At 66.1% G+C, this 13,370-nt stretch carries 13 protein-coding genes and 1 tRNA gene; 9 read left to right on the top strand and 5 right to left on the bottom strand.

Annotated elements, in window-relative coordinates:
- On the top strand, positions 1-504 hold a 504-nt coding region (locus tag B0E41_RS07245), incomplete at its 5' end, for a nucleotidyltransferase family protein (protein WP_171984695.1).
- A 3-nt stretch (positions 505-507) separates the two neighbouring features.
- Here the strand turns inward: B0E41_RS07245 and B0E41_RS07240 are convergent.
- Positions 508-1,401, bottom strand: coding sequence for an MOSC N-terminal beta barrel domain-containing protein (locus B0E41_RS07240; RefSeq protein ID WP_077330411.1), 894 nt, complete (start codon positions 1,399-1,401; stop codon positions 508-510).
- A gap of 69 nt (positions 1,402-1,470) precedes the next feature.
- Here B0E41_RS07240 and B0E41_RS07235 point away from each other — a divergent pair, with 69 nt between their 5' ends.
- Genes B0E41_RS07235 through B0E41_RS07220 form a run of 4 tightly spaced genes read left to right on the top strand, consistent with a single transcriptional unit; the run spans position 1,471 to position 5,729 of the window.
- Positions 1,471-2,637: an FAD-dependent monooxygenase gene (locus B0E41_RS07235; protein WP_077330410.1), complete on the top strand. Its 1,167-nt coding sequence runs from the start codon at positions 1,471-1,473 to the stop codon at positions 2,635-2,637.
- Positions 2,638-2,683: 46 nt separating this feature from the next.
- Entirely contained in the window at positions 2,684-3,397 is a 714-nt protein-coding gene (locus B0E41_RS07230) for a DsbC family protein (protein WP_077330409.1), read from the top strand.
- A gap of 17 nt (positions 3,398-3,414) precedes the next feature.
- A complete protein-coding gene (locus tag B0E41_RS07225; protein WP_077330408.1) occupies positions 3,415-3,891 on the top strand; it encodes a DUF3429 domain-containing protein in 477 nt (158 codons plus the stop codon).
- Positions 3,888-5,729, top strand: a complete 1,842-nt coding sequence (locus B0E41_RS07220) for a peptidase M61 (RefSeq protein WP_253194674.1) — start codon at positions 3,888-3,890, stop codon at positions 5,727-5,729. The genes B0E41_RS07225 and B0E41_RS07220 overlap by 4 nt, the downstream gene beginning before the upstream one ends.
- Positions 5,730-5,880: 151 nt before the next feature.
- Here B0E41_RS07220 and B0E41_RS07215 read toward each other — a convergent pair whose 3' ends face one another.
- The gene (locus B0E41_RS07215; RefSeq protein WP_077330407.1) at positions 5,881-6,444 is read right to left on the bottom strand and encodes a hypothetical protein; all 564 of its coding nucleotides are present in this window, start codon (positions 6,442-6,444) and stop codon (positions 5,881-5,883) included.
- A 231-nt stretch (positions 6,445-6,675) separates the two neighbouring features.
- Between B0E41_RS07215 and B0E41_RS07210 the strand changes: the two genes are divergently transcribed.
- Complete coding sequence (locus B0E41_RS07210; protein ID WP_143433711.1) at positions 6,676-8,838, top strand: ELWxxDGT repeat protein; 2,163 nt, start codon at positions 6,676-6,678, stop codon at positions 8,836-8,838.
- Between the two features lie 216 nt (positions 8,839-9,054).
- Here B0E41_RS07210 and paaK read toward each other — a convergent pair whose 3' ends face one another.
- From paaK to B0E41_RS07195, 3 genes are read right to left on the bottom strand one after another with little or no spacing between them, the layout of a single operon-like run.
- On the bottom strand, positions 9,055-10,350 hold the full coding sequence (gene paaK, locus B0E41_RS07205; protein WP_077330405.1) for a phenylacetate--CoA ligase PaaK: 1,296 nt from the start codon (positions 10,348-10,350) through the stop codon (positions 9,055-9,057).
- Positions 10,347-10,787 carry a hydroxyphenylacetyl-CoA thioesterase PaaI gene (paaI, locus tag B0E41_RS07200; protein WP_077330413.1) on the bottom strand — a complete coding sequence of 147 codons (441 nt, stop codon included), beginning with the start codon at positions 10,785-10,787 and terminating at the stop codon, positions 10,347-10,349. The genes paaK and paaI overlap by 4 nt, the downstream gene beginning before the upstream one ends.
- On the bottom strand, positions 10,787-11,593 hold the full coding sequence (locus B0E41_RS07195) for an enoyl-CoA hydratase-related protein (protein ID WP_077330404.1): 807 nt from the start codon (positions 11,591-11,593) through the stop codon (positions 10,787-10,789). Before B0E41_RS07195 ends, paaI begins: the two co-directional genes overlap by 1 nt.
- A 172-nt stretch (positions 11,594-11,765) precedes the next feature.
- Between B0E41_RS07195 and B0E41_RS07190 the strand changes: the two genes are divergently transcribed.
- From B0E41_RS07190 to B0E41_RS07180, 3 genes are all read left to right on the top strand, one after another.
- Positions 11,766-12,554 (top strand): enoyl-CoA hydratase, encoded by a 789-nt coding sequence (locus B0E41_RS07190; protein ID WP_077330403.1) that lies wholly within the window; start codon positions 11,766-11,768, stop codon positions 12,552-12,554.
- A 56-nt stretch (positions 12,555-12,610) separates the two neighbouring features.
- Positions 12,611-12,687, top strand: a tRNA-Met gene (locus B0E41_RS07185).
- Positions 12,688-12,757: 70 nt separating this feature from the next.
- On the top strand, positions 12,758-13,318 hold the full coding sequence (locus B0E41_RS07180; RefSeq protein WP_077330402.1) for a YaeQ family protein: 561 nt from the start codon (positions 12,758-12,760) through the stop codon (positions 13,316-13,318).
- Positions 13,319-13,370 lie beyond the last annotated feature (52 nt).

The raw sequence follows: 13,370 nt of genomic DNA, 5'->3' as shown, positions 1-13,370 counted from the left end.
GTGGGTGAGCTGGTGATCGTGCTGGGTCACTACGCTGAACGCATCGCCCCGCTGCTGCTGGGTGTTGAGGCGATGGTGATCCACCACCCCGATCCCGATGCGGGTCAGGCATCGTCCCTGCACCTGGGCCTGCAGACCCTGCGCGGCAAGACGAACGACGTGCTCGTGGCGCTGGCCGACCAGCCACTGATCACCGAGCAAGACATCCGCGACCTGGCCGAAGCGCACCGGCAGCGCCCACCCGGTACCCAGGTGACGCGCCCCTGGGTCGACGGCCAGCCCGGCAACCCGGTGGTGTTCAGCCGACAGGCGCGCGAACAGGTGTTGGCCAGCGAAGGCCAGCCTGGCGGCAAACAATGGCTGGCGGCGCACCCCGAGCTGGTGCACCGCTGGGTCAACCACAACACGCACTACCGCACCGACGTGGACAGCCCTGAAGACATCAAGCGACTGGCTGATCAGACCGGGCACCGGCTGAGCTGGCCGGCCGATCTGCGGCCGTAGCGGTCAGTCGAACCGCCAGTCGGCCCCCACGGCCTGCCCGACCTTCAGCACCAGGCCATCGCCTTCCAGCACGATGGCGTTCATGCCAAAGGTGATGGCGCCGTTCAGGCGCGGGTCGGCCCGGTAGGCCTGCAGCGCGTCGCTCACCGCGGGCGTCGAGGTCGCGCTGGCCGGGTCGATGTTGGGAATGGGACAGCGCGCGCAGGGCTTCACGTTCTCCAGCGCCGCCACACCGCCCTCCGCCTGCACGCGCCAGGCACCGATGCGGTCCTCGTCGTGGGACTCGACGCCCGACAACACGATGTTGGGCCGGAAACGCCGCAGGTCCACCGGCCCCTCGCCCGCGTTCGCCAGCCGCGCATTGAGTTCGTCCAGCGAGGCGGTGCTGGTCACCAGCACGCCAAAGCCGTCGGCAAACTGCGTCACCGACTCCCGGCCGCCGGTCCACTTCAGGCTGCACACCCGCTTCACCTCGGGGTCGAATCGCGCCAGGCGCAGGCGCTTCAGATCGGCGGGCGCCTCCGGCCCGAGAAAGTCGCTGAACCACTGGGCCGCCAGGTCGCCCATGTCCCAAGCCTCCACGGTGTCGTCCCAGACCCGCACGGTCAGCGGCGACTCGGCCGCGTCCAGCGCCAGGTGCAAGGCCAGCATGCCCGGCGCGCGCAGCACCAGTTGCCCCATGCGAAACGACGGCTGGATCAGCGCCATGCGGGGCAACTCGCGCTGGGTCACGAACTCACCCTCGGCGTCCACCACCATCCAGCTGCGATCCCATTCCAGCCCAGTGGGCGTGAGCACGGCCTGGTCCAGCGCCACGCCGGCGCAGGACTTGACGGGGTAGACCCAGAGCTGGTGGATGCGGGCCGAGACGTCGGCGGCGTTGAAATCAAAGGTCATGGCAGTGAGCAGAAGGGAGACAAGCGGGCGCGGGCAGGCGAAATTGTGACCTGCTCCTAAAATCCCCCCATGGCGATCACCCCCACCCCTGCGGCCGGCACCCGGCGATTCGATGTCTGCATCCGGGGCGCCGGCGTGGTGGGGCAGACGCTGGCGCTGCTGCTGGCGCGCGAGCGCCTGCGGGTGGCGCTGGTCGGCACACCGCGTCCGGCCCACGCCGGCACCGACGTGCGCGCCTACGCGCTCAACGCCGCCGCCCGCGAGCTGCTCACCTCGCTGCGCGCCTGGCCCGACGACGGCGACGCCGCCGACACCACGCCCAGCGTGACCCCGGTGAACCGCATGGCCGTGTGGGGCGACGACGGCGGCGAGCTGAACTTCTCCGCCGCCGACCAGCGCAGCGAGGCCCTGTCGTGGATCGTGGACGTGCCGGCGCTGGAGCGCCGCCTGGCCGACGCGGTGCGCTTCCAGGGCTCGGTCGAATGCCTGACCGAACCCGTTCCGGCGGCGCTGACGGTGGTCTGCGAAGGCAAACGCAGCAGCACCCGCGCCGAGCTCGGCTTGGAGTTCGAGGTCAAGCCCTACCCGCACAAAGCCATCGCGGCCCGCCTGCGCTGCGCCCAGCCCCACGGCGGCGTCGCGCGGCAGTGGTTTTCGCAGGGCGAGATCATGGCGCTGCTGCCGCTGGAAGGCGATACGGGGAACTCTGTGGCGTTGGTCTGGTCAGTCCCTGTTCAGCAGGCCGACACCTGGCTTGCGGCCGACGCCCAAGCGCTGGCCGAGGCGGTGCAGACCCGTTGCGGGCAGGCGCTGGGCGAGATGCAGCTGCAGGGGCCGGCCCAGGCCTGGCCCCTGGAACTGTCCCGCGCCCGCCGCTGGATCGCGCGCACGCCGCAGGGCAGCGTGGCGCTGGCCGGCGACGCGGCCCACGCCATGCACCCGCTGGCCGGGCAAGGTCTCAACGTCGGCCTGGCCGACGTTGCCGAGTTGGCGAAGGTGATCCATGAGCGCGAGTACTGGCGCGATCTGGGCGACCTGAAGCTGCTGCGGCGTTACGAGCGAGCGCGGCAGGCCGAGGTCGGCGCCATGGGCTGGCTGACCGACGGCCTGTTCGGCCTGTTCGGTCAGGCGGACAGCCGCGTGCAGGCGCTGCGCAACTGGGGCATGAGCGGTGTGGACCGCCTGGGACCGCTGAAACACTGGCTGGCCCGCCAGGCCATGGGGCAGGCAGGCTGATCCGCCCGCTGGGCTTTTTTTCAACTTTCGCGCCTCGGGCGTCAACATGAACCTCTTCAAAACCTCCCTGGTGGCACTGCTCACCACCCTGGCCCTCGGCGCTGCCGCGCAGGAAGCGACCATCCGCAAGAACCTCACCGAACGCCTGCCCAAGCTGCCGGCCATCGACGAGATCACCAAGACGCCGATGGACGGCCTGTACGAGGTGCGCATCAACCAGAGCGACATCTTCTACACCGACGCCAACGGCAACTTCCTGATCCAGGGCAACCTGATCGACACCAAGGCCCAGGAAGACCTGACGGAAAAGCGGCTCGCCAAGCTGACCGAGATCGACTTCAAGGACCTGCCCATGAAGGACGCTTTCACCATCGTGCGCGGCAACGGCAAGCGCAAGCTGGCGGTGTTCGAAGACCCCAACTGCGGCTACTGCAAGCGCTTCGAACGCGACCTGGCCAAGATCGACAACGTCACGGTGCACGTGTTCCTCTACCCCATCCTGAGCAAGGACTCGGCCGACAAGTCGCGCAACATCTGGTGCGCCAAAGACAAGGGCAAGGCCTTCCTCGACTGGATGGTCAAGGATGTCACGCCGCCCGCCGGCACCTGCGACACGTCTGCCGTGGCGCGCAATTTCGAGTTCGGCAAGAAGTCCCGCATCACCGGCACGCCCACCCTGATCTTCGCCAATGGCACGCGCGTGCCGGGCGCGGTCGACGCCGCCCGCATCGAGAAGCTGCTGGCCGAAGCCAAGCCCTGACACCAGCCCGCCTACCGATGACGACCGCCCTGCACGACCCCGACGACACCGCTCTCGCCACCACGCTGGGTCACGCCGGCCTCATTCCCTTCGTGCTGCTCGCCGCCCTGCTCTGGCTGGTGAACGCCGATCTGCTGCCCTGGGTCGCGATGGCGCTGGCCGCCTACGCGGCGCTCATCGCCTCGTTCCTCGGCGGCATTCACTGGGGCATTGGCTGGATGGCGGGCCATGTCGCCGCCGCGCGCGGCGACACCCCGCAGCACCGGCAGCGCAACCACTTCCTCTGGGGCTTCGTGCCCTCGCTGCTGGCCTGGCCCGGCCTGCTGATGCCAGCCTTCGCGGGACTGGCCTGGCTGGGCTTCGTGCTCGTCATCTGTTACCTCGCCGACCGCACGCTCTACGCCCGCGCCGGCCTTCAGGCCTGGCTCACGCTGCGCTTTCGCCTCTCGGCCATCGCGGCGCTGTGCTGCTTCATCGGCGCGGGGGCGCTGTGAGCACCGCCCCCCGCAAGACGGTGCGCCGCACCACCGCCACACAACAGCCCGCGCTGCGCTACCGAGTCGAGGTGCTGAGCCTCCAGGCGCACCTGTTCGCGGTCACGCTGGAGATCGACCGGCCCGCCGCGAAACAGCGGGTGACCCTGCCGGTGTGGATTCCGGGCAGCTACCTGGTGCGCGAGTTTTCGCAACACCTGCAGCGGCTGACCGCGAACCAGGGCGGCCAACCGCTGAGCGCACGGCAGCTGGACAAACACCGGTGGGAGATCGAAACCGACGGCCCGCAGACGCTGACCGTGCGCTGCGAGATCTACGCCTTCGACGCCTCGGTGCGCACCGCCTTCCTCGACAGCACGCGCGGCTTCTTCAACGCCACCAGCCTGTGCCTCATGGTGCCGGGCCGGGAAGACGAGCCGTGTAGCCTGGACATCGCACCCGGGCAAGCGCCCGCTGGTTGGCAGGTGGCCACCGGCTTGCGCGCCGATCAGGTGGCCGCGCAAGGCTTCGGCCGCTACATCGCCAACGGCTATGACGAACTCGCCGACGCCCCGGTCGAGATGGGCAACCACTGGCGTGGCGAATTCGTGGCCTGCGGCGTGCCACACCGCTTCGTGGTCAGTGGCGCGGGCGCCTGGTTCGATGGCCAGCGCCTGCTGGACGACACGCAACGCATCTGCGAAGAACAGATCCGCTTCTGGCACGGCGATGGCGCCCCGCCGTTTGCCGACTACCTCTTCATGCTGCACGCCAGCGCCGACGGTTACGGCGGTCTGGAGCACCGCAATTCCACGGCCCTGATCGCACAGCGCAGCGACCTGCCTAAGCTGAGCGACAGCCCCGACAAACCGCCCGCCCTGAAAGCCACCGACGGCTACACCACCCTGCTGGGTCTGATCAGCCACGAGTATTTCCACACCTGGAACGTCAAGCGCCTGCGCCCGGCCGAATACAAGCGTTACGACTACGCTCACGAAAACCACACCGAGCTGCTCTGGTTCTTCGAAGGCTTCACCAGCTACTACGACGACCTGTTCCTGCGCCGCGCGGGCCTGATCGACGACACCTGTTATCTGCAGCTGGTGAGCAAAACCATCAACCAGGTGCAGCAAAGCCCCGGCCGCCTGGTGCAAAGCGCGGCACAGGCCAGCTTCGACGCCTGGACCAAGTACTACCGCATCGGCGAGAACACGCCCAACGCCACGGTGAGCTACTACACCAAGGGCGCGCTGATCGCGATGTGTTTTGACCTGACGCTGCGCAGGGAAGGCCAGCACTCGCTCGACGACGTGATGCGCGCGCTGTGGCAACGCACCGGGGGCGGTCCCATGCGCGAAGCCGACGTGTCCATGGTGCTCAAGCGCCTGGGCGGCCGCAGCTTCGAGACCGAGCTGGGCGACTGGGTGCACGGCACCGATGCCCTGCCGCTGACCCGCCTGCTGGAGCAACAGGGCGCCAAGGTGCACCAGGAAAAAACCCCACTGGCCCAGCGGCTGGGCCTGCGGGTGTCCGAGAACGGTGGTCTGGTGCTCAAGAACGTGTTGCGCGGCGGTGCGGCCGAAGCGGCCGGCATGGCCGCGGGTGACGAGTGGCTGGGCATCGAGTTCGCGCCCGTGCGGCGCGGCGGCGAGGGGGAGGCCTGGCGCGTGCGCCGACTCGACGAGGTGGCGATGCTGCGCGGTCAGCGCACCCAGCTCACCGCCCTGGTCTCGCGCGACGGGCGCCTGCTGCGCTGCCCGCTTCGATGGCCGGGTGAAGAACAGGCCGTGCGCCTCTCGGTGGGCGATGCGCAGCGGCTGGCCCCTTGGCTGGCCAACGCCACTCCGGCACAGCCGTAGGCCAACCGACCTCTCACACCGTTTTCATGGCGCCGGGGCCGCGCCCCAGACGCATGACACGGTGCAGCCCAGGGCACCGCCGATCCAGCTGTGCCGGACGGCCAGTGCCGCCCCTGGGGGGTAGCGCGAAGCGCTGCGGGGGTCTCTATCTTCAGTGGGTCGGCAGACGCGGCACCACTTCCGTGTCGAAACGTTGCACCATGGCGGCGCCGCGGTGGCTTTTCAGGCCATCCCGGACACGCGGCAACTGGGCCTGCAGCTCGGCCACGTTCTTGCAAGCTTCCACGCGGAGGGCCAGCGCCTCGCCCGAGGGCCCCACATGGTCATTGATGAAACGCACCACCAGACGGCGGGCATCGGCAAAAAGGAGGGCCTGCGGCACCACGGTGGTCGGAATGGACGGCTCAGCGACAGGAACAACCGCCGCTCCGGGGGCGCTGGGTCGCTCAGTCTGAGATTGGGTTTCGCTGAGCGGCAGCGTTTCGCGAAAAGCTGCGCGCAGGTCGAGCGCAGCGATCCATCCGTGGGCCAGAAGCTGCTCCAACAATGCGACGCTCCCACCCAGTCCCGAGCCGAGCTTGTCCAGCTCGGACAGGCTGCGTTGGCCGTCGACCAGGATGAGCATGGAGCGCAGCCTGGGACCGAGTTCCGGGACCCGTCGTGCAAGCGCCTCCCGGCCCTTGTCGGTTTTGACAAACAAGGTGTTTTTTTCCATGAAACCCTAACTAGTTGGCTTGCACTGTATCAACAGCGCTCCCATTCGGATAGCTGGGTTTCACCCGTGGTCTTTCGTTTTACAGACCTCAAAGACGCGGTCGCGAGACCTGCCCCACCCCCTGAAACTCAGCGCGGCCGCTGGTCAATCACCCGCTTGGCCTTGCCCTGGCTGCGCTCCACGCCGCCCTCGGGTTTGAGCGCCACCTCGACGCTGCTGCCCACATAAACATTGACCTCTGCGGCTGGGTCGAGGGGGTCTCTCTGCCAAAGTAAACTTCTTGTTACCTCGAGAAAGAACCATATGTCACCCAAGCCCTCGTCGAATTGGCCTGTCTGGCTGCGCCAGCTTGCATTGGTCGCCAGCGCCGCGCTCTTGCTCAATGCCTGCGGGGGAGCCACCGACAGCACCGCCGCCAAGACCGAAGGCAACGCCACGACAGCCCCCAGCGAGTCGCTGCAACGCCAGGCCCAAGGCGCCGTCTTGAACACCCAAGAACTTGAAGATGCGCGCCTGGAAGCCGAGTCGATCTCGCCCGATACACCGCTCAGTGCTGAGCAGCCGGCCCCTTTGGCCGCCTTCAAGTCAGGCCTGGTCGCACAAAAAGCCAGCGCCTTGCTGCTGCCGGTCTACCGCTTTTACAACACCAGCACTGGCACCCATTTCTACACCAGCAGCCCCAGCGAGCGCGATTCTGTCATCGCCAACTTGCGTGCTTTCAGCTTCGAGGGCACGGCATTTTTTGCTGCCTCCAACGCTTCAGCCGGTTTGAAGCCGGTCTACCGCTTCCTCAACACGCAAAACGGCGTTCACTTCTACACCATCAGCGAGAACGAGCGCGCGGCTATTGAAACCAGCTTGCCTCAGTACAAGCTGGAGGGTGTGGCCTTTTACGCCAGCCAAGTGGCGGGCGCTGGCTTCAAGCCGCTCTACCGCTTCTTCCAACCCCGAGCGGGCACCCATTTCTACACCGCCAGCGAAACCGAGCGAAAGCAAGTGCAAGACACGCAGAGCAACACCTACAGCCCCGAGGGGGTGGGCTACTACGTGTTGGACGACAGCTTCAGCGTTGCCGCACCGCGGATTTTTGTCGCCACTGACGGCAGCACCGGCTATGAGCTATGGTCCACCGATGGCACCCAGGCAGGCACGGCGTTGATCAAGGACATCTTTCCCGGTTTGCCAAGCAGCTACCTCTCTGAGTTCACACGACTCAACGGCGCATACATCTTCTCGGCCACCGACAGCATTCATGGCCGCGAGCTTTGGAAAACCGACGGTACCGCCGCCGGTACGGTCATTCTGAAGGACATCAACCCCGGCGTTCCATACAGCTTCCCCGGAGGGTTCTCGTTGCTCAATGGCGCACTGTACTTTCGGGCAAACGATGGCATCCACGGTGAAGAACTGTGGAAGACCGACGGCACAGAAGCCGGCACAGTGATGGTCGAAGACGCAAGGCCGGGCGGAGCAGGTAGCTACCCCACTGAGATCACGGTTTTCAACGGCGCGCTGTACTACCAGGCTTACGACGACGCCCACGGCTTCGAGCTGTGGAAAACCGATGGCACCGCAGCCGGCACGGTGCTCGTCAAGGACATCAACCCCGGAGCGGTGGGCAGCTCTCCAGTCGACTTCCACGTGTTCAACGGCGCCCTGTACTTCAAGGCCCACAACGGCAGCAACGGCTATGAGCTGTGGAAAACCGATGGCACCGAAGCCGGTACGGTGTTGATCAAAGACATCAACCCTGGAGCGGACGGTAGCCACCCAGCTGACTTGACGGTGTTCAATGGCGCCTTGTACTTCACGGCCTTCCAAAGCACCGATGACGTTGAGCTTTGGAGGACCGATGGAACCGAAACCGGTACGGTGATGGTCAAGGACATCAACCCAGGATTATCGAGAAACGCGCCCACCGACCCCACGGTGTTCAACGGTGCGCTTTACTTCATGGCCGACGACGGCAGCAACGGCTATGAGTTGTGGAAAACCGATGGCACCGAAGCCGGCACGGTATTGGTCAAAGACATCAACCCAGGTTCGGCGGGCAGCTACCGCACGGCGTTTGCGTATTACATCGGGGAGCAACCTGAGTTCACGGCATTCAAAGACGCGTTGTACTTCGCGGCCAACATGGGCAACGGCTACGAGCTGTGGAAATCCGATGGCACAGCGGTCGGCACGGTGATGGTCAAGGACATCAATTCAGGTACCAACAGCAGTTCGCCCCACGGGTTCGCGCTGTTCAATGGCGCACTGCTCTTTTCCGCCAACAATGGCATCAACGGTGTGGAATTGTGGTCAACCGATGGCACGCAAGCGGGGACGGCAATGATCAAGGACATCAACCCAACGGGGCACTCGGAGGCCTACCTTGGCTGGATGAAATAGGCAAAAACCGAGGAGTGTCGCGCCAAGGCCTTCTCACGCTTCCCCCAAGCCCTCCATAAGGCAGCTCGCTGAGAGCGATTCATGTTTGGCCTCGCTGACTGCCCGTGCTACCGAGGTTTCGAGATAAGAAACCAGGAGCTTCCTCCATAACCGCCTCAGCAAGAACGTTCTTGCCGAACTTGCAGCGACCCATGCCATGCCTCCCTCCCTCGCATTTCACCGGCTGCGCAAATCCATCACCCGTTTGGCCTTGCCCTGGCTGCGCTCCACGCCGCCCTCGGGTTTGAGCGCCACCTCGACGCTGCTGCCCACATAAACCTTCACCTCGTGGCGCAGCAGCTCGGCGGCGGCGCGCGCTTCGATGCTGTCGGGCGAGAGGCCTGGGCGCGTCTCCACCACCACGGTCAGGTTGTCCATGTGCCCCTCGCGCGTGAGCACGCACTGGTAATGCGCGGTCAATTCCGGGCGTCTCAGGATCAGCTCCTCGATCTGCGTCGGGAACACGTTGACGCCGCGCACGATCATCATGTCGTCGCTGCGGCCGGTGATCTTTTCCATGCGGCGCATGGTGCGCGCCGTGCCCGGCAGCAGGCGCGTGAGGTCGCGCGTGCGGTAGCGGATGATGGGCAGCGCCTCCTTGGTCAGGCTGGTGAACACCAGCTCGCCCATCTCGCCGTCGGCCACCGGCTCGCCGGTTTCGGGGTGAATGATCTCGGGGTAGAAGTGGTCTTCCCAGATGGTCGGTCCGTCCTTGGTCTCGATGCACTCGTTGGCCACGCCCGGGCCCATCACTTCCGACAGGCCATAGATGTCCACCGCGTCGAGGCCCATGCGCTGCTCGATCGCCAACCGCATGTCGTTGGTCCAGGGCTCGGCGCCAAAGATGCCGATGCGCAGGCTGCTCTCACGCGGGTCGATGCCCTGCCGCTGGAACTCGTCTGCAATGGCCAGCATGTAGCTGGGCGTGACCATGATGATGTCGGGCCGGAAATCCTGAATCAGCTGCACCTGACGCTCGGTCTGGCCGCCGCCGAAAGGCACCACGGTCAGACCCAGTTTCTCGGCGCCATAGTGCGCGCCCAGGCCGCCGGTGAACAGGCCGTAGCCGTAGCTCACATGCACCATGTCGCCCGGCCGCGCGCCGCTGGCGCGGATGCTGCGCGCCACCACGGTGGACCAGGTGTGAATGTCCTTCAGCGTGTAGCCGACCACGGTCGGTTTGCCGGTGGTACCGCTGCTGGCGTGGATGCGCGCGCATTTCTCTCGCGGCACGGCGAACATGCCGAAGGGATAGCTGTCGCGCAGGTCTTTCTTGGTGGTGAAGGGGAACTTCACCAGGTCGGCGAGCGAACGGCAGTCGTCCGGGTGCACATCCGCTTCGTCGAACTTGGCCTTATAGACCGGCGAGTTGGCGTAGGCGTGGCGCAGCGTGGCCTGCAGGCGCTTGAGCTGCAGCGCGCGCAACTCGTCGATGCTGGCCTTCTCGATGGGTTCGAGCGGGAAGTGGTTCATGCCCCCACCTCTTCCGGAAAAATTTGGCCCGGGATGACGGCGCTCTTGCCTCTGAACATCGCGATCACCTCGCCCTTCTGATTGCTGACCTTCATGTCGTAGATGCCGTGCCGGCCCTGCAGCGTCTGCTCCACGCCTTCGCAGGTGAGCACGTCACCCTCGTGGCCCGGCCTCAGGAACTCGATGCTGCAGCCGGCCGCCACCGCGTTCTTGTTGTGGCTGTTGCAGGCGTAGGCGAAGGTGGTGTCGGCCAGCGTGAAGATGAAGCCGCCGTGGCAGATCTGGTGGCCATTGAGGTGCAGCGGCTTGACGGCCATGCGCAGCACGGCGCGGCCCGGCGCCACGCTGACGATTTCAATGCCCATGGTTTCGCGCGCCGCCACGTCTGCCGCAAACATCGACTCGCCGACCTTTGTCGCTCGCTCTTCAGGACTCATCATTCCCCCTTGAACTGCGGTGCGCGCTTCTGGCGGAATGCCATCACGCCTTCGATGTAGTCGTGTGTCGCGCCCAGCGCCGACTGCGTGTCGCGCTCCACATCGAGCTGCTGGTTGAGCGTGCGCGTGCCGGCGTCGCGCAGCAGGGCGCGCGTGGCGACCAGCGCTTTGGTCGGCATCACGGCCAGCTTTTCGGCCAGGGCCAGCGCGGCGGCGAGCGGGTCGTCCTGCACGTCCCAGATCATTCCCCACTCTTTCGCCTGTGCGGCGGGCAGCTTGTCGCCCGTCATGGCGAGCGCCATCGCGCGCGCCAGGCCCAACCGCTCGGCCAGGAACCAGCTGCCGCCCGCATCGGGGATCAGGCCGATCTTGCTGAAGGCCTGGATGAAGCTCGCGCCCGGCGCGGCAATGGCGATGTCGCAGGTCATGGCCAGCGAGGCGCCCGCGCCCGCAGCCACGCCGTTGACGGCGGCGATCACCGGAAAACGCAGCGACTGGATGCGCCGCGCCGTGGGGTTGAAGGCCTGGTCAATCACGGGGCCGGGGTCGGCGCGTTGCACCAGATCGGGGCCGGGCTCGAAGTCGAACTCGGCCAGATCGGCGCCGGCGCAGAAACCGCGGCCGGCGCCGGTGATGACCATGGCCCGGATCACCGGGTTGGCCTCCGCCTGGTCCAGCGCGGCCCACAGATCGTGGTGCATCTGGCGCGTGAAGCTGTTGAGGGCGTCGGGGCGGTTGAGCGTGAGCAGGGCAACGGCGCCGCGCTCTTCATACAGGACGGTGCTGCCCGCAGCGTATGCGTTCATGGGGGCTGTCTCCTGCCGCAGCTGCGCGGCGCCTTGGGTTGAATGGGTCCAACAATCTAACATTAGCCGACCTATCGGTCGGCTAATGTTTTCCCTGGGGTGCTGTCTCGCTGGGGTGCCCGCTATAGTTGACGTTTACGTCAATCCCGACCGATCCAACCGAGGACACCCCATGAGCGAAGCCGCCGCCCCCGAATTCATCACCGTGCGCACCGAAGGTCGTGTGGGCATCGTCACGCTGAACCGCCCCAAGCAGCTCAACGCGCTGAACGATCAGCTCATGACCGAGCTGGGCACCGCGCTCAAGGCCTTTGACGGCGACGACGGCATCGGCTGCATGATCGTCACTGGCAGCGAAAAAGCCTTCGCCGCTGGCGCCGACATCGGCGCCATGGCCACCTACACGTTTGCCAACGTCTACAAGGGCGACTACATCACCCGCAACTGGGAAACCATCCGCAGCGTGCGCAAGCCCGTGATCGCTGCGGTGAGCGGCTTCGCGCTGGGCGGCGGCTGCGAGCTGGCCATGATGTGCGACTTCATCATCGCCGCCGACAACGCGAAGTTCGGCCAGCCCGAGATCAAGCTCGGCATCATCCCCGGCGCCGGTGGCACGCAGCGCCTGCCGCGCGCAGTGGGCAAATCCAAGGCCATGGACCTGGTGCTCACCGGCCGCATGATGGACGCCACCGAAGCCGAACGCGCCGGGCTGGTGAGTCGCGTGGTGCCGCTGGACAAGCTGATGGACGAAACCCTGGGCGCCGCGCTCATGATCTGCGAATACTCGCAGCTGAGCGTGATGGCGGCCAAGGAGTCGGTGAACCGGGCGTTTGAAGGTGGCTTGGCCGACGGCGTGATGTTCGAGCGCCGGATGTTCCACGCGCTGTTCGCCACGGAAGACCAGAAAGAAGGCATGGACGCGTTCGTGAACAAACGCAAGGCGGTGTTCAAGCACGCCTGATTGGATGGGATGGGGCTTGAACGCCAATCAAAAGTTTGGCTATAATCCTGGGCTTCGGCGATATAGCTCAGTTGGTTAGAGCGCAGCATTCATAATGCTGATGTCGGTGGTTCAAGTCCACCTATCGCCACCAAAACACACCAAAAAGCGGGTCCGGCAACGGCACCCGCTTTTTTGTTGCCCGCTCCCTTCGAACGCTCGCCATGGCCATCAAATCCACCATCTTCAAGGCGAACCTGCAGATCGCCGACATCGACCACGGCTACTACGCAGACCACGCGCTCACCCTGGCCCGCCACCCCAGCGAGACCGACGAACGCATGATGGTCCGGCTGGTCGCGATGGCCATCCACGCGCACGAGCTGCAGGACACCTGCAAGGGCGACGGCACGCTGGCGTTCGGCGCAGGCCTGTCGGACCCAGACGACCCGGACGTCTCGCTGACCGATTTCACCGGCCGCAAGCGGATCTGGATCGAGGTCGGCCAACCCGAAGACAAACCGGTGTCCAAGGCCTGCAGCAAGGCCGACGCGGTGATCCTCTACGCCTTCGGCTCGGCGGCCGACGTGTGGTGGCGCGGCATCGAGACCAAGCTGACACGGCTGGAGAAGCTGCAGGTCTGGCGCCTCCCCACCGAGGTGGCGCCCGCGCTGGCGGCCATGGCCGAGCGCAGCATGCAGCTGCAGGCCACGGTGCAGGAAGGCGCGCTCACCTTGAGCAGCACGCTGGGCAGCGTGCACATCGAGCCGATCCGCTGGAAGTGACGCCCCGCACCGCCGGTGTCGCGTGAGACAATCCGGCGCTCACCGCCACCCC

Origin of the sequence: Hydrogenophaga sp. A37, from assembly GCF_002001205.1 — a bacterium.
GTDB lineage: Bacteria > Pseudomonadota > Gammaproteobacteria > Burkholderiales > Burkholderiaceae_C > Hydrogenophaga.
The sequence above is the reverse complement of the archived record's forward strand: the minus strand, read 5'-3'. Positions and strand labels throughout refer to the sequence as shown.

Bases quoted from the DNA above. Each gene is read 5' to 3' on its own strand.
- B0E41_RS07240 (WP_077330411.1), bottom strand. From the start codon at position 1,401: ATGACCTTTGATTTCAACGCCGCCGACGTCTCGGCCCGCATCCACCAG.
- B0E41_RS07235 (WP_077330410.1), top strand. From the start codon at position 1,471: ATGGCGATCACCCCCACCCCTGCGGCCGGCACCCGGCGATTCGATGTC.
- B0E41_RS07230 (WP_077330409.1), top strand. From the start codon at position 2,684: ATGAACCTCTTCAAAACCTCCCTGGTGGCACTGCTCACCACCCTGGCC.
- B0E41_RS07225 (WP_077330408.1), top strand. From the start codon at position 3,415: ATGACGACCGCCCTGCACGACCCCGACGACACCGCTCTCGCCACCACG.
- B0E41_RS07215 (WP_077330407.1), bottom strand. From the start codon at position 6,444: ATGGAAAAAAACACCTTGTTTGTCAAAACCGACAAGGGCCGGGAGGCG.
- paaK (WP_077330405.1), bottom strand. From the start codon at position 10,350: ATGAACCACTTCCCGCTCGAACCCATCGAGAAGGCCAGCATCGACGAG.
- paaI (WP_077330413.1), bottom strand. From the start codon at position 10,787: ATGAGTCCTGAAGAGCGAGCGACAAAGGTCGGCGAGTCGATGTTTGCG.
- B0E41_RS07195 (WP_077330404.1), bottom strand. From the start codon at position 11,593: ATGAACGCATACGCTGCGGGCAGCACCGTCCTGTATGAAGAGCGCGGC.
- B0E41_RS07190 (WP_077330403.1), top strand. From the start codon at position 11,766: ATGAGCGAAGCCGCCGCCCCCGAATTCATCACCGTGCGCACCGAAGGT.
- B0E41_RS07180 (WP_077330402.1), top strand. From the start codon at position 12,758: ATGGCCATCAAATCCACCATCTTCAAGGCGAACCTGCAGATCGCCGAC.